Origin of the sequence: Brevibacillus sp. 1238 (assembly GCF_029892995.1) — a bacterium.
Classification (GTDB): Bacteria; Bacillota; Bacilli; order Brevibacillales; family Brevibacillaceae; genus Brevibacillus; species Brevibacillus parabrevis.
Genome location: NZ_JARXWC010000001.1, coordinates 227,059 through 252,689, shown reverse-complemented (window position 1 = coordinate 252,689; position 25,631 = coordinate 227,059). Strand labels below are relative to the sequence as shown.

Annotated in this window: 22 protein-coding genes and 1 pseudogene; 5 read left to right on the top strand and 18 right to left on the bottom strand. The window is 52.9% G+C overall.

Annotated features, from left to right (window positions below):
* Window positions 1–36: 36 nt before the first annotated feature.
* Window positions 37–2,661, bottom strand: coding sequence for an Ig-like domain-containing protein (locus M2298_RS01150; protein WP_280648109.1), 2,625 nt, complete (start codon window positions 2,659–2,661; stop codon window positions 37–39).
* A gap of 19 nt (window positions 2,662–2,680) precedes the next feature.
* Between M2298_RS01150 and M2298_RS01145 the strand changes: the two are divergent.
* Window positions 2,681–3,406: pseudogene (locus tag M2298_RS01145) on the top strand (YdcF family protein); the annotation flags it as partial.
* 72 nt (window positions 3,407–3,478) lie between these two features.
* On the opposite strand, the gene dnaI reads toward M2298_RS01145, so the two are convergent.
* The 3 genes from dnaI to nrdR all read right to left on the bottom strand — a co-directional run bounded on the left by dnaI (window position 3,479) and on the right by nrdR (window position 6,512).
* On the bottom strand, window positions 3,479–4,417 hold the full coding sequence (gene dnaI / locus M2298_RS01140; RefSeq protein ID WP_280648108.1) for a primosomal protein DnaI: 939 nt from the start codon (window positions 4,415–4,417) through the stop codon (window positions 3,479–3,481).
* Window positions 4,418–4,432: 15 nt separating this feature from the next.
* On the bottom strand, window positions 4,433–5,872 hold the full coding sequence (locus M2298_RS01135; protein ID WP_122962935.1) for a replication initiation and membrane attachment family protein: 1,440 nt from the start codon (window positions 5,870–5,872) through the stop codon (window positions 4,433–4,435).
* Between the two features lie 151 nt (window positions 5,873–6,023).
* Window positions 6,024–6,512, bottom strand: a complete 489-nt coding sequence (gene nrdR, locus M2298_RS01130) for a transcriptional regulator NrdR (protein WP_122962934.1) — start codon at window positions 6,510–6,512, stop codon at window positions 6,024–6,026.
* A gap of 137 nt (window positions 6,513–6,649) precedes the next feature.
* On the opposite strand from nrdR, the gene M2298_RS01125 reads away from it, so the two are divergent.
* Complete coding sequence (locus M2298_RS01125; RefSeq protein ID WP_122962933.1) at window positions 6,650–7,780, top strand: HD-GYP domain-containing protein; 1,131 nt, start codon at window positions 6,650–6,652, stop codon at window positions 7,778–7,780.
* Between the two features lie 112 nt (window positions 7,781–7,892).
* Here the strand turns inward: M2298_RS01125 and M2298_RS01120 are convergent, their stop codons facing one another.
* From M2298_RS01120 to polA, 5 genes are all read right to left on the bottom strand, one after another.
* Window positions 7,893–8,939, bottom strand: coding sequence for a glyceraldehyde-3-phosphate dehydrogenase (locus M2298_RS01120; protein WP_242772336.1), 1,047 nt, complete (start codon window positions 8,937–8,939; stop codon window positions 7,893–7,895).
* 193 nt (window positions 8,940–9,132) lie between these two features.
* On the bottom strand, window positions 9,133–9,696 hold the full coding sequence (locus M2298_RS01115; RefSeq protein WP_122962931.1) for a lytic transglycosylase domain-containing protein: 564 nt from the start codon (window positions 9,694–9,696) through the stop codon (window positions 9,133–9,135).
* Entirely contained in the window at window positions 9,693–10,301 is a 609-nt protein-coding gene (gene coaE, locus M2298_RS01110) for a dephospho-CoA kinase (protein WP_122962930.1), read from the bottom strand. Before coaE ends, M2298_RS01115 begins: the two co-directional genes overlap by 4 nt.
* A 21-nt stretch (window positions 10,302–10,322) precedes the next feature.
* Window positions 10,323–11,150: a DNA-formamidopyrimidine glycosylase gene (gene mutM / locus M2298_RS01105; protein WP_173596101.1), complete on the bottom strand. Its 828-nt coding sequence runs from the start codon at window positions 11,148–11,150 to the stop codon at window positions 10,323–10,325.
* A 59-nt stretch (window positions 11,151–11,209) separates the two neighbouring features.
* A complete protein-coding gene (gene polA / locus M2298_RS01100) occupies window positions 11,210–13,858 on the bottom strand; it encodes a DNA polymerase I (protein ID WP_280648107.1) in 2,649 nt (882 codons plus the stop codon).
* Window positions 13,859–13,998: 140 nt separating this feature from the next.
* Here polA and M2298_RS01095 point away from each other — a divergent pair, with 140 nt between their 5' ends.
* The gene (locus M2298_RS01095) at window positions 13,999–14,784 is read left to right on the top strand and encodes a divergent polysaccharide deacetylase family protein (protein ID WP_280648106.1); all 786 of its coding nucleotides are present in this window, start codon (window positions 13,999–14,001) and stop codon (window positions 14,782–14,784) included.
* Here M2298_RS01095 and M2298_RS01090 read toward each other — a convergent pair.
* Window positions 14,762–15,520 carry an N-acetylmuramoyl-L-alanine amidase family protein gene (locus tag M2298_RS01090; protein WP_122962926.1) on the bottom strand — a complete coding sequence of 253 codons (759 nt, stop codon included), beginning with the start codon at window positions 15,518–15,520 and terminating at the stop codon, window positions 14,762–14,764. The genes M2298_RS01095 and M2298_RS01090 overlap by 23 nt on opposite strands.
* 128 nt (window positions 15,521–15,648) lie before the next feature.
* Here M2298_RS01090 and M2298_RS01085 point away from each other — a divergent pair, with 128 nt between their 5' ends.
* Together M2298_RS01085 and M2298_RS01080 are read left to right on the top strand one after the other, a co-directional pair.
* Window positions 15,649–16,593 (top strand): DMT family transporter, encoded by a 945-nt coding sequence (locus M2298_RS01085; RefSeq protein WP_122962925.1) that lies wholly within the window; start codon window positions 15,649–15,651, stop codon window positions 16,591–16,593.
* Window positions 16,556–16,696 carry a hypothetical protein gene (locus tag M2298_RS01080; RefSeq protein ID WP_167470232.1) on the top strand — a complete coding sequence of 47 codons (141 nt, stop codon included), beginning with the start codon at window positions 16,556–16,558 and terminating at the stop codon, window positions 16,694–16,696. The genes M2298_RS01085 and M2298_RS01080 overlap by 38 nt, the downstream gene beginning before the upstream one ends.
* 63 nt (window positions 16,697–16,759) lie before the next feature.
* On the opposite strand, the gene M2298_RS01075 is transcribed toward M2298_RS01080, so the two are convergent.
* The 8 genes from M2298_RS01075 to pnpS form a co-directional block, all read right to left on the bottom strand.
* Window positions 16,760–18,334, bottom strand: a complete 1,575-nt coding sequence (locus tag M2298_RS01075; protein WP_122962924.1) for a DHA2 family efflux MFS transporter permease subunit — start codon at window positions 18,332–18,334, stop codon at window positions 16,760–16,762.
* Window positions 18,335–18,347: 13 nt separating this feature from the next.
* Window positions 18,348–19,577 carry an efflux RND transporter periplasmic adaptor subunit gene (locus tag M2298_RS01070; protein ID WP_122962923.1) on the bottom strand — a complete coding sequence of 410 codons (1,230 nt, stop codon included), beginning with the start codon at window positions 19,575–19,577 and terminating at the stop codon, window positions 18,348–18,350.
* 6 nt (window positions 19,578–19,583) lie between these two features.
* Window positions 19,584–20,243, bottom strand: coding sequence for an efflux RND transporter periplasmic adaptor subunit (locus tag M2298_RS01065; RefSeq protein WP_122962922.1), 660 nt, complete (start codon window positions 20,241–20,243; stop codon window positions 19,584–19,586).
* A gap of 9 nt (window positions 20,244–20,252) precedes the next feature.
* Window positions 20,253–20,681 carry a MarR family winged helix-turn-helix transcriptional regulator gene (locus tag M2298_RS01060; protein ID WP_122962921.1) on the bottom strand — a complete coding sequence of 143 codons (429 nt, stop codon included), beginning with the start codon at window positions 20,679–20,681 and terminating at the stop codon, window positions 20,253–20,255.
* 142 nt (window positions 20,682–20,823) lie between these two features.
* Window positions 20,824–21,762 (bottom strand): VanW family protein, encoded by a 939-nt coding sequence (locus M2298_RS01055; protein ID WP_122962920.1) that lies wholly within the window; start codon window positions 21,760–21,762, stop codon window positions 20,824–20,826.
* 65 nt (window positions 21,763–21,827) lie between these two features.
* Window positions 21,828–22,916, bottom strand: a complete 1,089-nt coding sequence (locus M2298_RS01050; RefSeq protein ID WP_122962919.1) for a PRK06851 family protein — start codon at window positions 22,914–22,916, stop codon at window positions 21,828–21,830.
* A gap of 188 nt (window positions 22,917–23,104) precedes the next feature.
* A complete protein-coding gene (gene phoU / locus M2298_RS01045) occupies window positions 23,105–23,761 on the bottom strand; it encodes a phosphate signaling complex protein PhoU (RefSeq protein ID WP_063229184.1) in 657 nt (218 codons plus the stop codon).
* Window positions 23,762–23,854: 93 nt separating this feature from the next.
* Window positions 23,855–25,618 (bottom strand): two-component system histidine kinase PnpS, encoded by a 1,764-nt coding sequence (gene pnpS, locus M2298_RS01040; RefSeq protein ID WP_173598435.1) that lies wholly within the window; start codon window positions 25,616–25,618, stop codon window positions 23,855–23,857.
* Between the last annotated feature and the right edge of the window lie 13 nt (window positions 25,619–25,631).

Sequence of the window (25,631 nt, the reverse complement as noted above, 5' to 3'; positions counted from 1 at the left end):
GACACCCCCTGGAGCTAATGCTTCTATAGATCAGATCTAGCGTACGGTTACGACGATTGGCGTTTTCTTGCCGCCGTAGCTGACGTAAATGGTAGCTTTGCCGGAGCCAGTCGCCTTGATGATCCCGTCCTTCACGTCTGCTACGAGCAGGCGAGAGGTGGTCCACAGGGCTGGCTTCGTGACGTTCGCTTCGGTGCCGTCCATGTAAGTAGCGATCGCGCTGACTTGCTTCGACTCGCCTTTGCTCATGACGACTTGAACGACGTCAGTTTTCAAATATTTCAGCGTGTCCACATCGACCGGGACGCTCACGCTCTTGTCGCTGTATTTGGCGCTGATTGTCGCTTTGCCGAAAGCCAGACCTTTGACCAAGCCTTTGGATACGTCGGCAATTTTATAGTTGCTGACCTTCCAGTCTGCCATGTTCGTGACGTCCATCGTGCGGCCGTCTGACATGGTTGCGGTCAGGGTGATTTGTACCCCGCCACCGTTTGATTTCAGGCTGACAAAGCGCTTGTCCGCCTCCAGCTTGGTCACAATGCCTACTTCTACCGGAAGCGATACAGACTTGCTTCCGTATTTGAAAGTGATTGTCGCGCGACCGTTGGCAAGCCCACGCACTTTGCCGTTTTCCACATCCGCTACCTTCAGGTTGGTCGAGGCCCAATCTGCGGTTTTGGATACGTCGATAGTAGCGCCGGAAGCGTCTGTCGCTTTCAATTCGATTGAGGCCGTGTCATTGACGTTGATGATCAAGATTCGCGGATTGATAGTCAAGGTCTGTGCCTGGTCTACCTCGACCGTCACGGTCACGCTCTTGCCTTCAAAAGAACCTGTAATCGTCGCTTTCCCGGAGCCGATTGCTGTAATTTTGCCTGCGTTCACTTCGGCTACTGCCGCAGAAGTGGACGTCCAAGTCGCTTGCTCATTGATGTTGTTTTTGACTGTTCCATCCGCATAAGTGGCGGTCAGCTTGACTTCCTGGCTGTCGCCTTTGCTTAAGACCACTGACTTTTTGTCTACCGTCAAAGATTGCAGGACACCGACCGATACCGGAATGGTGATCGAGCGTGTGCCAAACGTCGCTGTGATCGTTGCGGCACCCGTCGCTACACCTGTGACCAGACCTTGGCGCACGGTTGCAACTGCTGGCGCGCTGGATGTCCAGGTGACTTTTTGTGTCACATCTTCACTGCTTGCGTTCGGGAAGGCAGCCGTTACTGTGATCTGCTTGACGTCGCCTACCTGAATTGCCACTTTGGAAGGATTCGCCGTCAAGCTTTGCGGTACATCCACGTCCACCACGAAGTTCGCTGTCTTGCCGCCGTATTTCGCCGTCAATGTCGCGGAGCCCGCTTTGTAAGCCGTAATGGTTTTCCCGCTGGCAAACACGATGTCCGGTTGATCCGAGGACCATTCCAGCTTGTCCGTAATATACTCACTTTGTCCATCTGCAAAATAAGCTTTTACCACTACGTTGTTGCCATTTGGTGCCGTTCCTACTTCCACGCTTTTGCCGCTTTGCATCGTCAGGTAGGACGGAATGATATCCAGCGAGCGCGGCACTTCTACATCAACGAGAATTTGCACCGTTTTGTTGCTGTATTTCGCCGTAATGACGGCTTCGCCTGAAGCTACAGCATGAATTTTCCCGTTGCTGTAGTAAGCGACGTTTTCCTTGTCCGAGGACCATTCTGCCTTGTCCTTCACGTCGACAGGAGTGGTGGAGTTGGCATAGGTAGCTTCCAGCTTGACCGTCTGCTCTGCGCCAACTTTCAAAAAGACGTTTTGTGGCGAAACGACCAGTCGTTGCGTATTGTCCACATCCACCTTGATCGTAGCTGTTTTTGTCCCGTATGTGGCGGTAATGGTGGCAGTACCCGCGCTGTAGGCGGTAATTTTTCCTTTGATGGCGTCTGCTACTGCAGCGTTGTCAGAAGACCATTCTGCTTTTGCAGCGACATCCTTATCTTCGGAGCCATCCGGATAAATCGCGGTCAGCACGATGTTTTGCGATTCTCCCAAAAGCAGCGACAGTTGGGTTTTGTCCGGGTCGAGTCGATGCGCAATCTCGACGCTTACCTGCATGCTTGTAGACTGACTGCCGAACTTGGCAGTAATCGTTGCCGTACCGGAGCTAAGCCCTCTGATCTTGCCGTTGATCACGGTGGCGACGGCCGGCTTGTCGATCGACCAGTCTGCTTTTTCTGTTACTTTTTCCGGTTCGCCTTCGCTGTAATACGCAGTCAATTCAACCGTTTTCTCTTCCCCGATGCGAGTGTTGACCGACTGCTGATTCAACGACAGCGCCTTGACTTTTTTCGTGACGGTTACATTGACGATGGCTGTCTGGCCCATATATTCCGCAGTAACTACGGCGTTTCCAACAGCCTTGGCCGTAATTTGTCCTGAGTAGACGTTAATCACTTTGCCCTGGTCAGGGCTTTGCCAATTCGTCTTTACCGTAACATCTTCTGTTTTTCCGCTCTCGTAAAGGGCTGTGGCTCCTACGGATACCGTGTCACCCAACTCTACCGTTACCTCGTTTTTGGTCAGCACCAGGCGGTTGATTACTTCCGCAGCCAATCCGACCCCTGCGCTCCCGGTTCCCACAAAAAGCAGGGCGGCCAGAAACAAGAGCATTGTTTTTTTCCAGAACATTGCCAGCCTCCTCGCAAGTATGACATTTGCTGTTTTTCGAAACCATTCCACCATTACTATATCGGCATTTGCGAGAAATAATTTACCAGTGATTTATGTCGGCCATGTGTCGAAGGGTGTAACTAGACAGCTGTTTCCACGTCTAATGAAAGAGAAAGAACTAGCATTTGTGCGAAAAAGAGAGATACAAGGGAGCAGCAAAAAAATGAAGAATCTAGCAAAACGACTGCAAATATTTTTTCCGCGAAGAGTTTTGGTCGCGTTGGCTATCCTTTTTCTGATCGGCGGAGTGTGGGTCGGCTATCATTGGTGGCGGATTGAACAAGCAGCCGCACAGGCGATTCCTCGCCATGCCGATATCGGAATTGTCCTCGGCGCTGCTGTGTGGGGGGAAGGCCCCAGTCCCGGACTGCGCGAACGACTGGAGGAAGCCGTCCGGCTGTACGAAGATGGGTACGTTTCCACTTTGCTGGTCACTGGCGGGCTTGGTGAAGGCAAGACGCGAACAGAAGCAGAGGTCAGTCGCGAGTATTTGATCGCCCACGGCGTTCCGTCCGGGCAGATTCTCATGGAAGACGAATCTACCAGTACATACGAAAACCTGCTGAATAGCCAGCAGGTTTTGGAAAAGCACTCTATTCGACATGTGTTGATCATTAGCCACGACTACCATTTGGCGCGGGCGATGACGATGGCTGAATCGCTGGGAATCAACGCCTCTCCCGTCGCCGTCCATTCGCACGTCCTGTTTGGACCGTACCATCGCGGCAGAGAAGTGCTGGCTCTCTCCTATTGGGAGGTTTCCAGCCTGTTCTCATTAGTTGCCCGCTCGGTGGTTCTGGCGGCGGATTTCGTAGACGTCCACAAAATGGCGAATCCGCTCCATGATCCGGGCCGCTTTCGTCTGTTCAATCCGGTTGCCGTTGGAGATAGACAGATGCTCCTGTAGTTCCTCCAGCGAGTAATTCGATGTAAACAAAGTCGGCAGGTGATTGTTCGCCCGCTGGTTCAGGATGACTCCCAAAATCTCGTCGCGCACCCATGGCGTCAAGTTTTCCGCGCCAATATCGTCCAAGATGAGCACGGGCACTTCTTTGAGCAACTCGAGCTTTCCGGCATACGATTGATCCGAGATCGAGTCTTTCATTTCGCGGATAAAGTCGGGAACGTAAACGAGCAGGGAAGCCACGTTCTTCTCGGAAAGCTCGCGGCCGATCGCGCCCATGATGTAGCTTTTTCCTACGCCGAACGGGCCGTGAAAATACAGACCTTTTACCCGCTCGCCCGTGCCGATCTTTTCACAAAACTGCACGGCCGCTTCCACCGAGGCCAAATTGTCTGTGTCGATGACCATTCCTTCAAAGCTCGCGTTCAATGTCTCTTCTGACACGTAGTAGCTGCGCATGAGGCGGCGGCGGCGCACTTCTTCCTCATGGGCAAGCTGCTTGGAACAGGGAGTGATGGAGCTGACGATGTTCTGGTGGGCCACTTCCAGCTGCGTGCTGTGGCCCTTGACCAGATTCGGGCACTCTTTCAGCCCTGGACAACGCTCGCACCAATACTGTTCTTTGACCGCTGTATATATACTGGAGAGCGAGCGCAGGTAATCGTCTCGGGTCAATGCCGGGTGCTCCGCTTGAAATGCTTTCAGATAGGCGGACGAACGAAACATTTTATCCAATTGCTGATCGGGTGTCAGCAGCTGACGCGGTGTTCGCCTGGCAAGCTCCTGCATGAACTCACTGATAGATTCCATTTTCCCTCACGCTCCTTACTTCCGTTTTCGCAGTGTTTCCAGTCTCTTCTGCAAGTCCGGAAAATCTTGAATCGACTGTCCTTTGGCAACGTCTGGCGCTGCCTTTTCCTGCGACATTTGCCACTCCACCGAAGCCGGCAGCTTGTCTTGCAAAATCGCCCTGCCGTTGCGTCTGACTGGCGTCGTTTCCTTTTTCGCTGTCTTGGCTTTCTCGGCCGATTGCGCCCGTTGCTCGGAGCGCTCCACGATTTGCTTCACCGCTTCATCGACCGTGGCGATCCGCTTGGCCTTCCAGCTGTCGCGAATCGTCTCCATGTACGCTTTTGGCAGCTCCATTTGCATGCTGGCGAGCGTGTGCAAAAGCAGTGCGTTCACTACTTCAGCGGACATGCCGTCTGCAAAAACGAGCGTCTCCGCCCGTTCCAAGTACACTTTGCTCACGCGGCCGCCCACGACCTTTTCGAGCAGCGCAAGCGGGGAAAGCAAGCGGCATGCACGCACAAACGCTTCGCTGCCCGGCTCGGGCAACTTGCCTGGCCCCCAGTCGTCATCCAGCGATGCAGGCGCCGAATCGCTGCGGTACAGCTTGTCTTCCGTGTAGCGCTGCATGAGCCGTTTGCGCAGCACATCCCCGTCCAAACTCCGATCCGTATTGTACAACGTCCAGTCCCGCAGTTCCTGCCCCATTCCCCAACTGTCCAACTGATAAAAATGGCAGAGGGAAAACAACAGCTCCATGCTTTTGCCATCCAGAACCTTGGCAGGATCGGCATTGTCCGGCAAATAAAGCCGCAGCGACGACACGCTCAGCGAGTGGTTCACCTGGGCCTCGAAGCCGGATTTCATCGCAGCCTGCGGGAAGCTCGTCTCCATCTCGCTCAAAAAGCGCTCGCGCTCCGAACCTTTTTTCACTTCCAGCTCCGACGGTTTCAACGATTGGAACACTTCATGAAAATCTTTCGTTATGTTTTCGACCTGCGAATATTCTTCCGCCAACTGGCTGCCCAGCCCATCCGCATACTGCTGGCGCAGCTGGGAGAAGCGGACGTTTTCGATCTTGTTGAGCAGCATTAGCGAGAGGACGTAATCGGCAAAAAACTCTCCGGGTGCAAGCGGAGGTTTGATCAAGTATTCGTAGTAATAATCGCGCTGCTGGTTTTCGCGGCGGCGCACTTCTACAAGTCCGATGGCCTCCAGACGTTCACGCGCATCCAGCAAACGATCCAGGGACAAGGAAGACGCAAGCATGAGACTGCGGTGGGTTCCCTCCGCAGAGGCCCCGCTCGCTTCCTGCATGCTATGGACAAGCATTTGGTAGAGGGCGTACGATTCGACGCCAATGATCGGCAAGTACAACTGCGTGACAAACCCCATTTCCGAAAAACTGAGAGGTCTTGCCAGCCGCACCAAATAACGATCCTTGGGCAACAATTCGTTCCAGACTAAACGGCGCATCCGATCTTTCCTTCCTGACAAAATTCGATTCTTTTATTATAGCATGGCAAACGAATGTGCGTAGAAAAATAACTGGAAAGCAAAGAAGCCCTGGCGTTTTTTCGCAAGAGCGTGAGGAGAAATCTATAGGAGCGGACGCGTCCGCCTTTCTCTATGATTCTTTTGGGGATGATGGCTGGCTGCCCCTCGCCTGCGTCAGAAGCTCCTCCAGCTCTTTCATGAATACATTGATATCTTTGAATTGGCGGTAAACGGACGCGAAACGGACGTAAGCGACTTCATCTACGTGGTACAAACGTTCCATGACCTTTTCCCCGACGTCGTTGCTCGGGATCTCGGCCTGGCCGCAACTGCGCAATTCTTTTTCGATGTCGTTTACCACATTTTCCAGGACTTCCAAAGGAACGGGCCGCTTCTCGCAGGCGCGCACCAATCCGCGCAGCACCTTTTCACGGCTGAACTCTTCGCGGGTGCCATCCTTTTTCACAATCAACAGCGGGGTCTCCTCGACCATTTCAAATGTAGTAAAGCGACGCTCGCACGATTCGCACTCACGGCGGCGACGGATCGATTTATTATGATTAAACGGACGCGAATCCAGGACTTTAGTCCCGTTGTATTCACAAAATGGACAACGCATATCAGAATCAACTCCAATATTGACAATACATGTCTACAGTGTCCCTCATATTCCAGTCAGAAGTCAAGTCAATCCTTGTACCTATTTATATGATAAGTCGTTTGGAGTACAATATGGGTACTGTTGGAGGGATTGCAATGCGTTTAGTTTCTTTAAGACAAGTCCAGCCGGGAATGAAGCTCGGCCGTACCGTTTTCACGGAAGATGGCAAAGTGCTGCTTGGCGTCGGTATGCAATTGACAGAGCGCTTGATTTCTGGGCTCCAGCGATCTGGTGTGGACTCTGTGTACATCGATGATCCGCGTACAGAAGACATCGTGGTGGAGGAAGTCATTCGCCCCCAGACTAGACAAATCGCGGTCGAAGTCATCGAAAAGACGATCAAGCAGATCACCAACTCAAACAAGCTCGCCCGTAAAATCTCCTTGAAAGAGATGGGGTTGCATTTTCAACGGGCTTTTAGCTCCATTCTGGACGACCTGATGCAAAACAAGCAAATGGTCGGCCACCTGACGACAATCTCTTCTCACTCTCCGTCCTTGTATCATCACTCGGTCAACGTGGCCGTGCTCGCGACAGCCGTCGGCATGTCGATCGGCTACAACCGGACACAACTGATGAACCTGGGCGTTGGGGCCATGCTGCATGATATCGGCAAAGTCAGCTTGCCTGAAGAGTTGTTGCAGAAAAAAGAGCGCTGGAACGCGGAAGAACAAGAGATTGCCAAGCAGCATACCACGCTCGGATTTAATCTGCTCCGCAAGCAGCATGACATTTCTTTGATGTCCGCACACGTCTGCTTGCAGCACCACGAACGGCTGAACGGAAGCGGATATCCTCAAGGACTGGTCGGAAAGCAGATTCACGAATTTGCCCAAATCGTGGGCATCTGCGATATTTACGATTCATTGACTTCGCCTCGTCCTTGGCGTAAACGATACATGCCGCAAGATGCCGTCGAATACTTGCTCGGCTCGGGCGGTCACCTGTTCGAGCACCATCTCGTGAACGCCTTTATCAAGCATATCGCCATCTTCCCGATCGGAAGCAGCGTCGTTCTCAATACAGGCGAGACAGGGGTAGTCAGCCGTGTTGACCCGGACTATTCGCATCGGCCAACGGTGCGTATCCTGAGAGACGGCCGCGGCAACGATGTCATCGCTCCTTACGATCTCAACCTCAAGGAGAACATCAGGCTGTTTATCATCGGGTTCGAAGATGACCAGTTGTTTAACATCAGTGGATTGTCTGAATCCGAATCCTCGTGACTTGCTATCCGGCTTCGTCCACTTGCGGCGAAGCTTTTTCTTTTCCCTTCTCATGTCATGAAAAAACCCTCTGCCCGTTCAATCGGGACAGAGGGTTCTCCATAGCAGCAACTTAGTTTACACCAGCTGTAGCCGCTTCTTTCACAGTTGTTTGGTTGTGCATCTCAGATACGTGGCGAACCAGGTCAACAACGCGGCAGGAATAGCCCCACTCGTTGTCGTACCAAGCGATCACTTTTACTTGGTTAGTTCCCATTACCATCGTGGACAAACCGTCTACGATCGAGGAGTTGTCGTTTCCGTTGAAGTCGCTGGATACGAGCGGCTCGTCGCAAAATTCCAGGTAGCCTTTCATATGGCCTTCGCTCGCTTCGCGCAGCACGCGGTTCACTTCTTCGACCGTTACAGGCTTTTTCGTGTTGATCACCAGGTCCACAACCGACACGTTAGGAGTTGGGACACGCAGCGCGAAGCCGTTCAGCTTGCCGTTCAGCTCAGGCAACACTTTGCCTACCGCGCGGGCAGCACCTGTAGTGGTCGGGATGATGGACTCGCCAGCAGCGCGGGCACGGCGCAGGTCTTTGTGTGGGTTGTCGATGTTTACCTGATCGTTCGTAATCGAGTGAATGGTTGTCATCAAGCCTTGCTCGATGCCGAATGCATCATTCAGCACTTTTGCCACAGGAGCGAGGCAGTTGGTTGTGCAGGAAGCGTTGGACACGATATGGTGATTCGCATGGTCGTAGATGGAATCGTTTACACCCATTACAATCGTTGCGTCTTCTTCCTTGGCAGGAGCGGTAATGACTACTTTTTTCGCTCCGCTTTGCAGGTGCTTGCCAGCGCCTTCGCGGTCTTTGAATTTGCCTGTCGCTTCTACGACGATTTCCACGCCCAGTTCGCCCCAAGGCAGTTTCAGCGGGTCGCGGTCAGACAGGACAACTGTCGCTTTGCCATCTACGATGATTTTGTTGTCTTGTACTTCTACTTTATTTTGCAGGCGTCCGTGAATGGTATCGTATTTGAGCAAATGTGCAAGCGTCTCCGCTGGGTAGCTAGCGTTGATCGCTACGATTTCAATGTTGGGGTCCTGAATAGCGCGGCGGAATACCATGCGCCCGATACGGCCGAAACCATTAATACCAATTTTGATTGTCATAAATAGAAACCCCTTTCGCGATTAAGTTACGCTCATCTGTTACTTTCATTATAATAAGTATAACACAATTATCAATGTGTTTTACTGAAAAATAAATATTTGGACGATTTTCCCCTCCTATTTTTTGTCCGTTTTGTTTCTTAGCCTGCCCTAAACACGAACAAAAGCCGCCCTCATACACGAGAAGCGGCTTTTACCTCAATTGGAAGTCATATATGCGCTTGTAACGGTCATGATAATAGAGGACTCGCTGCACGTACTGGCGCGTCTCTCCGAACGGAATGTCTTCAATCGTCTCGCGGTGCCCGCTCCACTGCTCGGTCGTCAGCCAGCCGTTTACTTTTCCCGGGCCGGCGTTGTAGGCGGCGACGACCTTGATCAGATCGCCCTCATACCGATTGAGCAAAAAGTTCAAATACCATGTTCCGATCTCGATGTTCATGACCGGATCGTACAAGTATTGCTCGTCTTTCGGTTGAAATTTGGCCTGAGTGACGATCCATTCAGCGGTGTCGGGCATGATTTGCATCAAGCCAACTGCGCCCTTTTTCGAGACGCGATCCGTCTTGAAGCCACTCTCCGAACGGATGACGGCCAACACGAGATAAGGGTCCACATTGTATTTGATCGCTGCTGTCAAAATTTCCTGCTGATACTTGATCGGGTACATCCACTTCCAAACCATAGGCGTGCCTTGCAGCAAAAAAACGCTCATCAAGACGAGCAGGATGAATGCTGCGCGTTTGCCTGATTTCATGATCGCAGCTCCGCCCGAATCTCGGCGAGAAGGGCTTCCACTTGTCGCTCTGTCTCTTCGCGTGAAAAGGAGTTGTCGATCAAAAAGTCGGCTTCCAGCTTCTTCTGGTCAATCGGAAATTGCGCTCGCAACCGTTTTTGCGCCTGTTCTTCTTCCAACTCGTCCCGTTCCATCATGCGGGCGAGCTGCATATCGCCTGGCGCGTAGACCACGACGATTTTCTCGACCATGTGTTGCAGCTTGCTCTCGAACAACAGCGGGATGTCCATAAACACGATGTCAGCCCCGTTGGCCTCTGCTGCTTCCGCTTCCTCCCGCATGACTCTCCGTACCTCAGGATGGACGATGGCATTCAGCTTTTGTCGCTCGGATTCGTCTGAGAACACGATTTCTCCCAGTCCTTTTCGATCAATCTGACCGTCTTCCAGCAAAATGTCTCTTCCAAAATGACGCACAATCGCTTCATAGGCTGGTTTCCCCGGCTCTACGACTTCTCTGGCAATCTGATCCGCATCGATCACGGGAATCCCGCGTTCTCTGAGCATCCCTGTGACTGTGCTTTTGCCAGTGGCGATCCCGCCTGTCAATCCTAAAATCATATCCATCCTCCTCCCTCGGCAAAAATGTTACTTCTTCTGGCACACCGGACAAATATGGGTTCCTCTGCCACCCACGACAAAGCGGACGATCTCGGCTCCGCAGCGGACGCAAGCCTCGTTTTTCCGTCCATACACCGTAAGCGATTGCTGGAACATGCCCATCTCGCCCTGGCCGTTCACGTAGGACTTGATGGAGCTGCCTCCTTGCTCGACAGCCTCGGACAAAGTAGCGACGATGCTCTCGTGCAGTCGTTCGACCTCTTCGCGGGTCAATTCTCCTGCCGGCTTCTCCGGGTGGATTCCTGCCTTAAACAGCGACTCGTCCACATAAATATTCCCCAGCCCGACAATACATTCCTGGTTCAGAAGGAGCGGTTTGATTTTTGTTGACCGCCCTGCCAAAAGCTTGGCGAGAACATCGGGAGTAAAGCTCTCTTCAAGCGGCTCTACTCCCAGTTTTGCCAACGGTCCGGTCGCTGTTTCCATTCCTTTTGGAAAAAGATCCATCGTCCCGAACTGGCGCACGTCCCGATAACGCAGCTCCGACTGATCTGTAAAATGGAACACGACATGCGTGTGCTTTTCCATCGGCTCTTCCGACTGGTACAATCCGTACCTTCCTTCCATCCGCAGATGGGAGATCAGCACATCCTGATCCATGAAAAATTGAATGAACTTGGCCCGGCGCGAGATGTCCTGAATCGTTTGTCCCGCCAATTGGGCCTTGAATTGTTCGATATCATCCGGCTGGCGAATGATTCGGGGCAGATGGACACTGACCCGCTCAATCGTTTTTCCCAGCACCAAACTGCGCAGTGTGCGCACAACGGTTTCTACCTCTGGCAACTCCGGCATGGTGCCTCCTCCTCTCGCTGTCTCTTTGCTTACTCTATTGTTTACGGCGACACGCCTGCTTACTTCGCTTCGTACCAGCTGCGTCCGTCACTCACGTCCACTTTGAGCGGAACATCGAGCGCAAGCGCCCCTTCCATGACTTCCGGCACGAGCTTGCGCATGATCTCAAGCTCGTCTTTTGGCACTTCAAACACAAGCTCATCGTGCACCTGCAAAAGCATGCGGCTGGACAGCCCTTTTTCCACCAGACTCTCTTGCATGCGAATCATCGCCAGCTTGATGACATCCGCCGCTGTCCCTTGAATCGGCGTGTTCATCGCTGTGCGCTCTGCAAAGGAACGCAGATTGAAGTTGCTGCTGCGAATGTCCGGCAAATAACGGCGGCGGTGCAGCAGAGTGGTCACATAGCCATCCTGCTTGGCCTGCTGAACGATCTCTTCCATCCAATGTTTCACGCCGGAGAAAACGGCGAAGTAACGCTCGATAAAATCGGCCGCTTCCTTGCGGGTGATGTTCAAGTTTTGCGACAATCCGTAGTCGCTGATCCCGTAAACGATGCCGAAGTTGACCGCTTTGGCCTGACGGCGCATCAGCGAAGTCACTTCGTCTTCGCTCACTCCGAACACGTCCATCGCTGTCCGCGTATGAATGTCCATCCCTTTTTGGAACGCGTCGATCAGATTGGCGTCGCCGGAAATATGGGCGAGAATCCGCAGCTCGATCTGCGAGTAGTCCGCCGCCAGCATGTACCAGTCCTCCTCGGACGGGATGAACGCTTCGCGGATTTTGCGGCCTTCCTCCATGCGGATCGGGATGTTTTGCAGGTTCGGCTCCGTACTCGACAAACGTCCTGTGGCGGTAGTGGCCTGATTGTACAACGTGTGCACCTTGCTCGTCTTCGTATGAATTTCTTTAATCAAGCCTTCAATGTACGTAGAGCGAAGCTTCCCGAGCTGGCGGAAGTTTAGGATCGCGTCGATAATCGGGTGATACGGTGCCAGCTTCTCCAACACGTCTGCGCTGGTCGACGGACCTGTTTTCGTTTTTTTGATCACAGGCAAAGACAGCTTGTCGAACAAAATTTCACCCAATTGCTTCGGCGAGTTGATGTTGAACGAACCGCCAGCCAGGTCGTAAATCTGGGTGGTCAAATCAGCCAGCTTTCTGTCCAGCTCTTCCCCCATCTGTGCCAGGCGCTCGCTGTTGACCTTGATGCCCTGCTTCTCCATTTGCGCCAACACCATGCTGAGCGGCGCTTCCAGATCGCGGAGCAGCTCCACCATTTCATTTTCCACCAGCTGCTCGCGCAGGACGGGCACGCTTTGCCAAATCGCGGCGGCTTTGTGCGCTACATGCTCACTGAGCACATCCATTTCCGGAACAAGCCGTTTGGCTCCTTTTCCATATACCTCTTCTTCGGACAGTACGCGTACGTGGGCATATTGCGAAGCGATGCTGTCAAGTGTAGGGTTGCTCTCCGCAGCGTTGAGCAAATAAGACGCGAGGTACACGTCAAAGCCGATCCCTTTTGCCTCCAGCTCATGCCAGGCCAGGCCGACCGTGTCGCGCTTGCCGTCAAACGCCCACTTTTCCTGCGCCGGGTCAGCCAGCCACGTACAGAATGCCTTCCATTCGCGTGCCACGTCCCACGGTACGAACAGGACGTTCTCTTCTGACGCCAGACCGAAGCCAAGAATCGGCGCATGGTGGTAGTTCTCCCCATCCATTTCGATGTACAGCGCCATTGGCGAGGTCAGCTTGTCTGCGTGCTTGTCGGCATTTTCTTCCGTGACCACTTCGAAGTGGAACGGCTTCGCCTCTGCTTGCTCGCTGCCTTCTCCGGGCTGTGCCACTTTGATTTTGGAGAGCAGCGACTTAAATTCCATCTTTTTAAAGAAATCGCTGACGAGCGCTCCGTCATAGCCGTCGTACGCTGTCTCTTCGACTTGCAATTCGACCGGAGCTTCGCGCAAAATCGTCGCCAACGCCTTGCTCATGTTGGCCTTGTCCACGTTCTCGCGCAAGTTTTCTTGCAGCTTTTTGCCGGAGATGCGATCGATGTTTTCCAGCACCTTCTCGACAGAGCCGTATTCGTGCAACAGCTTCAGGGCTGTTTTCTCGCCGACTCCGGGAACGCCCGGAATGTTGTCGGACGAATCGCCCATCAAGCCTTTCAGATCAATGATTTGCAGCGGCGCAAGGCCGTATTTTTCCTGAATTTCCTGCGGGGTGTACAGCTCGATTTCACTGACGCCTTTGCGAGTCAGCGCGACCGATATGTGATCGGACACGAGCTGGAGCATGTCTTTGTCCCCGGTAATGACGGTCGTTTTCCAAGACTGCTCGTCCGCGTGCTTGGTCAGCGTACCGATAATGTCGTCGGCCTCGTAGCCCTCCAGCTCAAATCGCTTGATGGAAAAGGCGTCCAGAAGCTCGCGAATCAGCGGAAACTGCTCGGACAGCTCAGGTGGTGTCTTGCTGCGTCCACCCTTGTACTCTGCGTATTCGCTGTGGCGAAACACAACTTTTCCGGCGTCAAAAGCAACCATGATATGCGTTGGCTTCATTTCTTCCAGCACTTTCAGCAGCATGGTGGTAAAACCGAGCACTGCGTTCGTATGCAGTCCAGCTGACGTGGACAACAAAGGGAGCGCGTAAAACGCCCGGTTAGCAACACTGTTTCCATCAATCAACACAAAATGACTCAAGGAATCCGACCCCTCTCGTGGCGAAACTACTATCTTTTATCGTAACATAGGGCGATTGCATAAGCCAAGCCGCAGATGTCGCGGGTAAACACGGGCATGGTTGAACAGACTATGAAAAAAATGACAAGGAAGGCGATTGCATGCAACTGCTCAAAAAAATCCCGTTGATTGTAGCGCTTCTGCTCTCGTGTTTTGCCTTTTCCACGGCGACAACGGCAAATGATACGCCTTCGCCCGAACAGCCAAAGCACCTGATTGCTTTTGTCATCGATGATTTTGGCAACAACATGGCGGGAACAGAAGAAATGCTGAACATGCCCGTACCGCTGACGGTTGCGGTCATGCCGTTTATGCCCAGTACGAAGCAGGACGCGGAGCTTGCCCACCAAAAAGGGCACGACGTATTCGTCCATATGCCGATGGAGCCGGTAAAAGGCAAACGCTCCTGGCTCGGCCCCGGGGCGCTCACCACGGATTTGTCCGATGAAGAAATCCGCAAGCGCGTGGAAAAGGCGATTGATGACGTGCCGCACGCGATCGGGATGAACAACCATATGGGCTCAAAAGTGACGGCGGACGAGCGAATCATGCGCATCGTGATGAGCGTCATCAAAGAGCGCGGTCTGGTTTACCTGGACAGCAAAACAACCGACAAGAGCGTCGCAGGCAAGGTCGCGGCTGAAATGGGGGTTCCCCATGCAGAAAACCGGATTTTTCTCGACGACCAGTACACCGTGCCGCACATCACCAAACAAATGGAGAAAATATGCAAGCTGATCGATAACCACCCGGTTTGCATCGCGATCGGGCATGTCGGCCCTCCTGGCAAGAAAACAGCCTCCGTTCTGCGCCAGTACATCCCGCGGATTCAGAAGGAGGCCGAATTTGTAACTATCTCGAAGCTTATTCAACAATCCGGCCATTGATTTGCTCAATCAATGGCTCTTGCCACCAGCTTTCTTCTGTGGACGCCTCCATTTTCAAATTTCCCGTCAAGGTCACGTACTCGCTCACGGCATCGCTGATCGCCTGGGCGATTTTTTCTTGTGACTGGGGATGGGTAAGCATATGTCGGTCAGACGCGTTGCTGATAAACCCCATTTCCACAATGACGGACGGACAGTATTGGTGGCGAAGTACGTAGTACGTTTTGCCTTTGACTGGTTTGTCATTGGTGTTCGCCAGACGGTTGAGGGAGCTTTGCAAAAGATCCGCCAGCATGTAGCTCTGCTCGTTGCTCTGGTAGAGCACGACAGGGCCGCGGCGGCGCGCATCTTTTGACCAGTTGACGTGCAGGCTCAGCATCATTTGCGGCACCATTTCTTTCGCCAAGTTTTTGCGCTGGGCCAGGTCGCGAATGTGCCGGGAGCGATTCCCCAGCCAGCGGTTGTCGTCGCTCAGCGCGATATCCTCGTACCGATTGAGCGCGACGCTGTACCCCGCTTTGGTCAGTTGCTCGTACAAGCGCTTGGCGATTTGCAGATTGATGTCCTTTTCGTAAAGGTCGCCATACGACGTGCCGGAATCAATCCCTCCGTGACCGACGTCAATCAAAATGTGGATGGGAGTCAGCGGGATCGCTTCTGTCCGGGCCGGAAAACTGACGACGACGAACAGGAACAGCAGGACAGCAACACGGAAAAAGAAAGGTAGATATCTCATGCTTGTAGGATTGCCTGATTGAAAAAAAACCTTTCAGGCAACTGGGTAAGCATAACATTGTGAATTTTTCAGGCGGACGTTACAATAGAGAACATCGTGACTTTTAGCAGATATAAGAAGGTGTACTCATGAATCATTCATTGGAAAAGCCGCCTTTTCCCCCGTATCTCGCGCTGTTGATCGGGGTGATTGCGATTTCTTCGTCCGCGATTTTCGTCAAACTGTCCAGTGCACCTGCACCGATCATCGCCACGTATCGGCTGATTTTTTCTGTCGTACTCACGCTTCCTTTTTTGCTCTGGAATCGCGGTGCCATCGCCGAGATCGGAAAAATGAGCAAAAAAGTGTGGCTACTCTGTCTATTGTCTGGCGCATTTTTGGCCAGCCACTTTCTGTTGTGGTTCGAATCGTTGAACTACACATCTGTAGCCAGTTCTACGGTTCTCGTAACGTTGCAGCCCTTGTTCGCCTTTATCGGCGGTTACTTCTTCTTCGGGGAACGCGTGCGGCTGCTCGCGCTCTCTGGCGGACTGCTCGCGATCGTGGGCAGCTTCGTCATCGGCTGGGGTGATTTTCAAGTCGGGGGGATGGCTCTTTTTGGCGATGCCCTCGCCTTGCTCGGAGCGGTGACCGTTACAGGCTACTGGCTGGTCGGCCAATACGTCCGCCAGCACATGTCTTCGTTCTCCTACACACTCGTCGTCTACTCTGCCACGAGCGTGATTCTCGTGGCGTACGATCTCGCACTGGGCTATCCGCTGGTCGGCTATCCCGCGCAAGACTGGGGTTGGTTTTTCTGCCTCGCCCTGTTCCCGACTTTGCTTGGGCACTCGATCTTCAACTGGGTGATCAAGTGGCTGAGTACGACCACGATTTCGATGGGAATTTTGGGAGAACCGATCGGGACGGCCATCCTGGCTTACTTTATTTTGGGAGAGATCGTTACGGTGCCGCAATGGGTAGGCGGCCTTGTCATCATCGCAGGTATTTATTTGTTCATTCGCTATAACCAACCAGCTAAAGGAGTGTCCCAAGGTGAACAAGCACCCCCAACACCGAAAAAGCTTGCGTGAATTTGTCAAAGGACTGAACGTCTGGGCCAAGATCGGCTGGACGATTCTTTTGGGCTACATCGTCGGAAGGATCGTGTACTGGTTGTGGAAGGTTACTTCCTGACTGGATGAAAAGAGGGTCACCCCCGCAGCCTGACACAAGGCTTGCAGGAGTGACCCTTTCTTCTTAGGCAGCCGCCTTTTGCTGCTCGGGCGCCTGTGGAGCTTTCTTCGGTTTTTTATGCAAAAAGTACAAGAGTGGGATCGACAAGGCAATCGGGATGACAGAGACGAGGAACGTGTCTCCGATCCCTTGCACCAGCGCTTCTTTTGCCATCATCCCGTACAGGATCGTGCTCGCTCCGCCTGTTGCGCTCGCCGTATCTACCCCTGCCTGAACGTACAAGCCGGAGATTCCGCCGATAAACTGCGTAGCCATATCCGAGTTCAGGTTGTCGGCAATGGAAGACATGTGGAACGTTTGCCGCGCCTGCATGATCACGGTCAAAATCGCAATCGCGAACGAGCTCATGACCTGGCGCAGCACGTTCGAGAGCGGAGAAGCATCCCCGACACTCGTCCGCGGCACCGCGTTCATCCCGACCGTCGACAGCGTCATCATGCACAGGCCGATACCCACACCGCGGATGGTCAAAATCATGTCCATCCAGGAATGCATGCTGTCTGCCGCGAGATTGTGCAGCTCATAAGTCGTGATGGTCATGATCGTCAGTCCGACCAGTCCGATTGGCCCGATGCCGTATTTATCCATCAGCTTGCCGCTGATCGGCATCATGACTGCCATCGCAATCGACTGCGGCATCAGCAATATTCCTGACTCCATGGCCGTCATCCCCTGAATGTTTTGCAGGAAGATCGGCATCAGGAAGATCCCGCCCATCATCCCCATCATGACAAAACCGGACGTCAGAATACTGATGGAAAAGACAGGAATTTTCAGCAAGCGCAAGTCAAGCAGCGGCTGTTCTTTTCCAAGTTCCACCCAGACGAACAGCGCAAGGCTCGTGATGGCAACGAAGAACAGACTGACAATAAAAAAGGACGTCCATCCTTCCGCCTGTCCTTTACTGAACGCGAGCAGAAGGGCACCAAAGCCGACAATCGCCAGAAAAGCGCCGAGAAAGTCGAACTTCAACTCCGGTTTTTTCGGTGTTTCCTTGAGCAAAACCATACTCATGATTACCGCAAAAATCCCGAAAGGAACACCGACCAAAAACAGAAACTGCCAGCTCAAAAACTCAATGAGGTAACCGCCAAGAGTCGGGCCCAATGCAGGCGCCGTCATCGAAGCAATCCCGAAAATCCCCAGAGCCATCCCGATCTTTTCCCGGGGAACGATCATGTAGATCATCGACATCCCGATCGGCATGATCATCCCGCCACTCACCCCTTGCACGACGCGAAACGCAATCAGGGAAGAATCGCTCCAGGCGAGCGCACAGAGGACGGATGAGATCGTAAAGGCAGACAATGACAGGACGAATATTTTCTTTGCCCCGAATTTGGCTGACAGCGAACCGCTCATCGGAATCATGACGGCGTTTGCCAGCATGTATCCTGTCAAAACCCATTGCATGGTCTCTGTCGTGGAGCCAAAAATACTGACCATGGTGGGCAGGGCAACGTTGATCAAACTGTTATTCAAAATCGCAACGAAGGTTCCCGAGAGAATCGCGATCAATGACAGCCACATGCTGCCGTTGCCGCTCTTTTCCTCCCGCTGTGCCACCGCTTCCGCCATGTCATCACCCCCGTTAGTTTGCGATCACCTTGGTGCCCTCGGACAGTTTGTCTGTCGGGTTCAAAACAATCTGATCGTTGTCTTTCACACCTTGGGTCACAGTTGTCCAGTCACCGCTGGCGTTGTCTACAGAAACTTCCACCTGGTGAACGACGTCGTTGTCCACGGTGTAGATGTAATGCTTGTTTTCTTTGGCAAGAACAGCTGTCGTCGGTATTTTCATTCCTTGGGTCGCCTGACCTTGCAGGGCCACTTCAGCTACCATCCCGGCGCGCAGCAGTCCTTCTTGATTGCTCACCTTCACCTTGATCGGGAACGAGCTGCTGTTAGGGTCAGAAACCGGGGAGACGAACTCTACTGTACCTTTCAACACTTTTCCGCCCAGGCTGCCGACTTTTACGTCAACTTCAGAGCCAACTTTGACGCTGTTGATCTGATCTTGCGGTACGCTTGCCTCTACTTTCACGTCAGCCATGTTGACGAGGACGAGCAATGGCGTGCCTGCTCCAGCCATTTCGCCCGGATCGATGGAACGCTTCGCGACGATGCCGCTGATTGGCGCGCGAATGATCGTGTTGTCATAGCTGCTTTTTGCCAGCTCCAAGCTGGAATTGAGACGGCTTACCTCTGCTTGAAGCGCGGCAACCGTGTCAGCGGTCGGACCTGCTTTTGCCAGATCGTACTGCGCTTGCGCCTGCTCCAGTCCTGTTCTCGCCTTTTCCAGATCGAGCGAGACTCTTTCCAGTTCAGCCTGTGACAGCGCCCCTGCATCGAACAAAGCTTTCATGCGATTGTAGTTGCTCTCTGCCACCTTCAAGCCGGCTTGCGCTTGCGTCACGATGCTCGACAACTGTGTGAGCTGCTCGTTGCGTGCGCCTGCTTTTGTATCGCGCAGCTTGGCGCTTGCTCCGGCAATAGCCGCCTGCGCCTGATTAATTTGTTGCTGATAGTCTGCCGCCTCCAGCGTAACCAATACATCGCCTTGCTTGACGACAGAGCCTTCTTTTACGTTGACGCTCGCCGCTTTGCCGGACACTTTGGACACGACCTGAATTTCATCCGAAGCGGCGATTTTACCGTTCGCAATGACTCCTGTCTGGGAAGGTGTCACCTTCCATGTCTTCACAACCGGAATGCTTTCGCCTCCGGAAGACGCGGAGGATGTATCGCTACAGCCTGCTGTAATGAGCGAAATCGCCATCAAGACAGCGGCGATGGACTTCCATTGAGCTGTTTTTTTCATGCCAGATTACATCTCCTTCACTTGCACTTTGATCTCGGCGTTCAAACCGGCAGCCAAATGAAGACCTGCTGTGTCATCAATGGCAATTTTAATCGGAATACGCTGGGTGACTTTGGTGAAGTTCCCGCTTGTGTTGACGGCTGGCATCAAGGAAAACGTGGAGTTGGTCGCTTTTCCGATCTCCATCAGATGACCAGTCAGTTTTTTGCCCGGATAGGCATCCAGCGAAAATTCTACCTTTTGGCCCAGCTTCAGCCGCTCGATCTCGGTTTCTTCCAGGTTTGCGGAGATGTACAGCTTGCTCTCGTCAATCACCAGCGCAACGGATTGCCCTGTGGAAACAATTTCGCCTTCCTTCGCCTGCGTTTTGATCACGGTTCCTGTAATCGGAGAACGCAGGACGCTGTTTTCCAGCGAAGTAGTCGCGAGGTTGCTCGTATCTTGCTGTCCGACAATTTGATCTGCTACAACCGCGTCGCCTTCTTTTACAGCGAGTCCGGTCAGCTTGCCTGTCATTTTAGGCATAACCCGATAAATATCCCCTGCGACTCTGGCATCCTGCGTCGTAACGTAGTGTTCACCTTGATACCAGTAGTAGTAACCGATGCCCCCGCCCCCTGCGACAAACAGGAGCAAAATGACATACAAAACCAGTTTTCGCTTCATGATTTCTCCTCAACTTTCTCTCTCTTCTAGTTTCGTAATCAACGTTTCCATCGAATAAATAATGCCATCTAGGTCTTCATCCGAAAAACCATGGAAAATCCGCTTGTAAAATTCTTCCGAGAAAAAGTCAACCTTGGCAAACAGTTCGGTAATCTTCTCCGTTTTCTGAATCCAGACAACTCGGCGGTCCTTCTCATCACGCACTCGCTCGACCAGCTGCTCCCTTTCCAGTCGGTCAATGATGCCGGAAACGGTGCTGTACGACAAATCGACAGCTTTGCTCAACTGGCCGATCGTTTTGGGCTCGCAATGAATTTGCCGAATGATCATCAATTGGGGAACGGTCAAACCGTATTTGCTCAGTTCCTTGGTAGCCATCGTCGCGAAGGTCTTGTTCAGACGCTTCAGCAAGTCCCGTATATGCAACGGCTTGTTCATGATGCACTCCTTTCCTAACTAATATTTCGGACACGAAATTTTTATCACAGAAAACACTATACGACTTTTTTTATTCCGTGGCAACTATTTCTTTACATTAAATTTTAACTAGGTAATAAAAAAACCAACATGCCCGTCAAGCTCAAGGCAGTGTTGGTTCCGTGATGGTTTCCGGGCTGGCTGGCCCTTCTTCCGGTGTGTTCTGGCGCACGCTTGGAACATGTCGAGGCTCGTATTCAATCTCGGGAAACGAATGCACGGTCACATACATCGCTCCGTTTCCTGCGATAGCCCTGAGCATGATCGGGTAGGCGTATTTGTTCTGAAACACAAAATCCGGCCCGTACCAGCTCACGGTCGCATCCCGGCCAGGCGGGACGTAGGCGACGTTTCTGCTATGGGAATAGCGCTGCATGATATGCAATCCAGCCTTGTCCACGGCGTTGAACAAAGTCGAGGATACTTGGCAAATCCCGCCGCCAATTCCCTCCGACAGCTCTCCCCTGACGATGATCGGTGCCTGCATGTACCCTTTTTCCTTCGTTCTTTGGCCGACTACTTTATTGAAAGAAAAAATCTCTCCCGGCAAGACGACGTAGTTGTTGATCGCTTGGGAAGCGAGTTTGATGTTGTGAGAGCGGTTTTTGTTCCGCGAATTGAAATAGGTGGCATACTGCCCGATCACTTTTTTCCGGACCTGGCTGATGAGAGCCTTGTCCACTTTTGGATGGACTTCCTGGAAGGAAACTTGTAGAGTCGAAGCGCCCTCGCCGTAGTAATACTGGTAAAACTGCTGCAAAAAAGCAGCTTCATCCAGCTTGCGCCCTTTTTTCTCGGCAACGATGGACCCTTGCGCATTAATCGTCGCATTGATCGGCTCCACATACGCCTGTTTGGCGACATCGTCTATTACTTTTTGCAAACGGTAGTCATCTGCCACTGGGACACCGTCAACAGGCAAGGTATAATCCGCTCGGTCCAGGATGGCTACTGTTTTCTCTCCCAACTCGATGTGCAAAAAGTTGGTCGGATCGAGGGGATTGGCTAGCAACAGCAAAGCCAGCGTCAAAGCAAAACCCATCCGGCCGCTCACCTCCTTCTTGTAGTATGAGCAGCCGAACAGGTTTCATTCGGGTCGATATTGGTTTATCCCATCCGCGCCAGCCTGCTCATGATCGCTTGGGCAACCGCTTTGAGCCTGGACTCATCTGCCAGTTCGGCGTACACATTGTTCAGCTGATCGCGCAGTTCCTTGGCAGCCAAAAGCGATGCTGTCGCTTCCTTGATTTTTTGCGTGTAGCGCGACTTGATCTCAGCCAGCTCATCGTGATACAGCTCGTCGGTGTCAGGGTCGATCGCCCGTGCGTACATGTCGATCACTTCATCTGTTTCTTTGCTGGGGAAGTATTCGTGTGGAGCCGTACTGTCAAAAATCGCCACGCTTTTCTCCGGCACAATCACCATGTCCAGGCTGTGCGGGTCAAGTCCGCAGTGGTATACCTCCACATCGAAGCCGCGATTCTCCGCCTCTGTCACCAGCTTTTTCAGCATGGTCGACTTGCCTGATCCCGGCCGGCCTTTGATGAAATAGCGCTTCTGCAGCGAATCGGTCAGCTTCATGATGTGATCCACCGGACCGTTCGGAGTGGCGGCGCCAAGGTACATTCTGCGCACCTGCGCCCGCTTGTTCTGCTTTTCCTCTCCGAAAAACAGCTCCACGACCTCTTGCGTGACGAGATTGGCTGCCTCCCGGTTCAGGTTCTCGATGTAAGGGGCTTCCCATTCATCGTGGATGCGCAGCGCCTCCCCGAATGCCTGATAAGCTTCTTCGCTCTTTTGGAAAATCTCTTCGTACCACGCCGCGATATGCCTTTTGTACAAAGCCAGCTGATCGGTATCGAGCGCCGACTGCAAGTTGACGTGAATCTCGGTAACGCCGGGCGCAGCCGGTCTCCAGATGCGGGGATAGCTGCCGTCCATAATCGCTACCCGCCATTCGTGAAAGACAACACCATCGTACTGCCCGTTCACGAACGGTGAATGAATCCACTCCACCTGATCGGTCTTGCGAGACATCTCCTTGCCAATCGTCTCGATGAGCGGCGATGTAACCCCCTCCACCACTCCTGACAGGATGTATACGCGCTCCATGCCTTGCAGGACCGAGTCGTAAAATGTTTTGTATCCTCGCGCCGTGTTGCCCGCAGCGTATATGTGACGCACTTTTTTAGCCATGCACATTCCCTCCAGTCACTCACTGATCGAAAATGGATCGGATCGATGTATTGTATGCAGCGAGGAGGAAATGGGCATCTGTCACGACAGGAAAAAGGAAAAAAGCCGCTGCAAGCGCGAACGGCTCACAGCGACTTTTATTCCGTATCCAGAGCGCCCGCTGGCAAAAGCTTTGAGCGTCCTCGATCCTATTTGTTCAAGTCCGTCATTTTGCCTGTGGACATGTAGATGATCCACTCGCAAATGTTCGTGACGTGATCGGCAATCCGTTCCAAATATTGCGCCACCAGGAGCAGATGCGTGCCTTGGGAAATCGCATTGCCATTTTTCGTCATGACCTCGATCAGATCACGGAAGATCGTGGCGAACAGCTTATCGACAATATCGTCTCGCGCAGCGATCTCTTCTGCCGCTTCTTTGTTGCGAGCGATATAGGCATTCAGGCAATCCCTCACCATCGCTTTCACATGATCCGCCATCAACGGAATATCGATCAGCGGCTTGACGTATGGCTCCGCCATCAGGCGACGTGTCGTCTTGGAGATGGACACGGCATGATCGCCCATTCTCTCCAGATCAGTCACCAGCTTCAGCATGGTTCCCAGGCGGCGAAGATCGCTCCCGACAGGCTGCTGCAAGGCGATCAGGCGGAAGCATTCGCTCTGTATTTCCTGCTCCAGCTCATTGATAACCGGATCGGCCGCAATCACTTGTTCCGCCAGATGGACATCCCGTTCTACCAAACTTTTAATCGATTTATGAATCGCTTCCTCAACCAATGTTCCCATGGACATGAGTTTGCGATGCAGTACATCCAGCTGCTCTTCGAAAGCGTGCCGCGACATGTTCCTCGTCCCCCTTCATTTGTCTGACACGACAAATAGTACAAGGGGATTGTAGTCTGCGGGTAAAGCTACTATTTTGTTTGTGTAAATATTTCAGGTGAGCGGCAAGATGACTGTGAAGGTGGAGCCTCTTCCTTCCACGCTCTCTACCTTGATCTGGCCGTGCAGGTTTTCGACCAGATGCTTCACGATGGCCAGACCAAGCCCTGTGCCGCCCGAATCGCGGCTGCGAGCCTTGTCCACCCGGTAGAACCGTTCGAAAATTCTTGCCAGGTCTTTTTCCGGAATGCCGATCCCTGTATCTGCCACCTGAATGGTGATCTGCTTGTCGTCCGCTTCTGTCCTGATCGTGATCTCGCCCTCTTCCGGCGTGTAGGCGATCGCGTTTGTCATCAGGTTCAGCACGATTTGCTGGAGGCAATCTTTGTCCGTCATCAGCCAAATGTCCGGCTGGCTCTCCGGCAGCGTCACTTTCAGCTGCTTTCTTTGCGCCTGATCGTGCATGATCGCGGCCGCAGAACGGATCAGCTCCTGTACGTGCACGTGGCTGAGATGCAGCGGGATGCGCTTCTGCTCGATTTTGGACAAATCGAGAATGTCGCGGATCATCCGGTACAACCGTTCACTTTCATCGGAAATGATTTGCAGGAAGTTGCGGCATGTCTCCTCATCCTGCATCGCGCCTTCCAACAGCGTCTCGGTAAACCCTTTGATCGACGTAATCGGCGTGCGCAGCTCGTGCGACACGTTGGCGACAAAGTCGCTGCGCATCTTTTCCAGACGGCGGATTTCCGTGATGTCATGCAGGACGACGACTACTCCTCGCGACTCGCCCTTGAAATTGATGTACGGGGCAAAATTGACGTCGAGCACGCGTTCCTGCGGGTAGTAAATGTGAACCTCCTGCCGAAACTTCTCGCTCTTGTCCAGGCATCTGTCGATGTACTGGGACAGTCCAAAGCTTTTGCCTGCCTCGATGTGCAGCTTGCCTACCAGCTCATGCCCAGCCGTCCCGAGAAGCTTCTCGACCGCAGGGTTGACGAGCATGATTCTGCGCTGCTCCGATATGAAGATCACACCGCTCGTCATGTTGGTCAAAACCCCGGCGAGCCTCTGCTGGTTCTCGGAGATTTCGTACATTTGCTGCTCCAAGCTGGAAGCCATGAAGTTAATCGCCCCGGCGAGCTGACCGATCTCGTCCTTGGCCTTGATCCGTACCCGGCTCTCGTACTGACGCTGGGTAATGTTGCGGGCTACCCTGGTGATTTCCTCAATCGGACGGATGATGGAAAAAGAAATGCGTGAGACCACGATGGAGCCGACCACCAGTGTGACCAAAAGCCCTGTAAGCAAGCTGTACCACATGTTGTGAATCGTGTCCGTAATGTCTTTCATCGACATGGCGGAGCGAACAGCCCCGACAATGTTTGTGCCTTGCTCGACTGGCACCGCCACGTACATCATGTCATAGCCGAGCGTCTCGCTGAACCGGCGGGAAATGCCTGTTTCGCCCCGCAGCGCAGCCTTCATCTCCGGCCTGTCGTGATGATTTTCCATCTCCTCTACATGGGAGGAGTTGTCGTACAGCACCTGACCTTCGCGGTTGATGATCGTCAGGCGGACTTCGTCGGAAGGAGCCACTTGCTTGACGCGATCCGCCAGCGTAACCTGATTGTCAAAAACCGTCGGGAAGCGAACAGCCTGGGCAACAAGCTTGGACTCGCGGGATAAAAGCTCATGCAAAGATTGCAGGTAAGAGTTCTCCAGTACCTTCGCAAAGTACATTCCCATCAAAAGGAGAACCAATGAGATTAATCCCAAGATAGTGAAGGTGAGTTTGATACGAAAGCGAGTCAAGGTCGTGCCTCCT

Bases quoted from the DNA above. Each gene is read 5' to 3' on its own strand.
- M2298_RS01050 (WP_122962919.1), bottom strand. From the start codon at position 22,916: ATGGCTAAAAAAGTGCGTCACATATACGCTGCGGGCAACACGGCGCGA.
- M2298_RS01060 (WP_122962921.1), bottom strand. From the start codon at position 20,681: ATGAACAAGCCGTTGCATATACGGGACTTGCTGAAGCGTCTGAACAAG.
- M2298_RS01070 (WP_122962923.1), bottom strand. From the start codon at position 19,577: ATGAAAAAAACAGCTCAATGGAAGTCCATCGCCGCTGTCTTGATGGCG.
- dnaI (WP_280648108.1), bottom strand. From the start codon at position 4,417: ATGGAATCTATCAGTGAGTTCATGCAGGAGCTTGCCAGGCGAACACCG.
- M2298_RS01125 (WP_122962933.1), top strand. From the start codon at position 6,650: ATGCGTTTAGTTTCTTTAAGACAAGTCCAGCCGGGAATGAAGCTCGGC.
- M2298_RS01055 (WP_122962920.1), bottom strand. From the start codon at position 21,762: ATGGGTTTTGCTTTGACGCTGGCTTTGCTGTTGCTAGCCAATCCCCTC.
- nrdR (WP_122962934.1), bottom strand. From the start codon at position 6,512: ATGCGTTGTCCATTTTGTGAATACAACGGGACTAAAGTCCTGGATTCG.
- M2298_RS01135 (WP_122962935.1), bottom strand. From the start codon at position 5,872: ATGCGCCGTTTAGTCTGGAACGAATTGTTGCCCAAGGATCGTTATTTG.
- phoU (WP_063229184.1), bottom strand. From the start codon at position 23,761: ATGTCGCGGCACGCTTTCGAAGAGCAGCTGGATGTACTGCATCGCAAA.
- M2298_RS01090 (WP_122962926.1), bottom strand. From the start codon at position 15,520: ATGAGATATCTACCTTTCTTTTTCCGTGTTGCTGTCCTGCTGTTCCTG.
- M2298_RS01120 (WP_242772336.1), bottom strand. From the start codon at position 8,939: ATGACAATCAAAATTGGTATTAATGGTTTCGGCCGTATCGGGCGCATG.
- M2298_RS01075 (WP_122962924.1), bottom strand. From the start codon at position 18,334: ATGGCGGAAGCGGTGGCACAGCGGGAGGAAAAGAGCGGCAACGGCAGC.
- coaE (WP_122962930.1), bottom strand. From the start codon at position 10,301: ATGGATATGATTTTAGGATTGACAGGCGGGATCGCCACTGGCAAAAGC.
- mutM (WP_173596101.1), bottom strand. From the start codon at position 11,150: ATGCCGGAGTTGCCAGAGGTAGAAACCGTTGTGCGCACACTGCGCAGT.
- M2298_RS01065 (WP_122962922.1), bottom strand. From the start codon at position 20,243: ATGAAGCGAAAACTGGTTTTGTATGTCATTTTGCTCCTGTTTGTCGCA.
- M2298_RS01150 (WP_280648109.1), bottom strand. From the start codon at position 2,661: ATGTTCTGGAAAAAAACAATGCTCTTGTTTCTGGCCGCCCTGCTTTTT.
- M2298_RS01095 (WP_280648106.1), top strand. From the start codon at position 13,999: ATGCAACTGCTCAAAAAAATCCCGTTGATTGTAGCGCTTCTGCTCTCG.
- M2298_RS01085 (WP_122962925.1), top strand. From the start codon at position 15,649: ATGAATCATTCATTGGAAAAGCCGCCTTTTCCCCCGTATCTCGCGCTG.
- M2298_RS01115 (WP_122962931.1), bottom strand. From the start codon at position 9,696: ATGAAATCAGGCAAACGCGCAGCATTCATCCTGCTCGTCTTGATGAGC.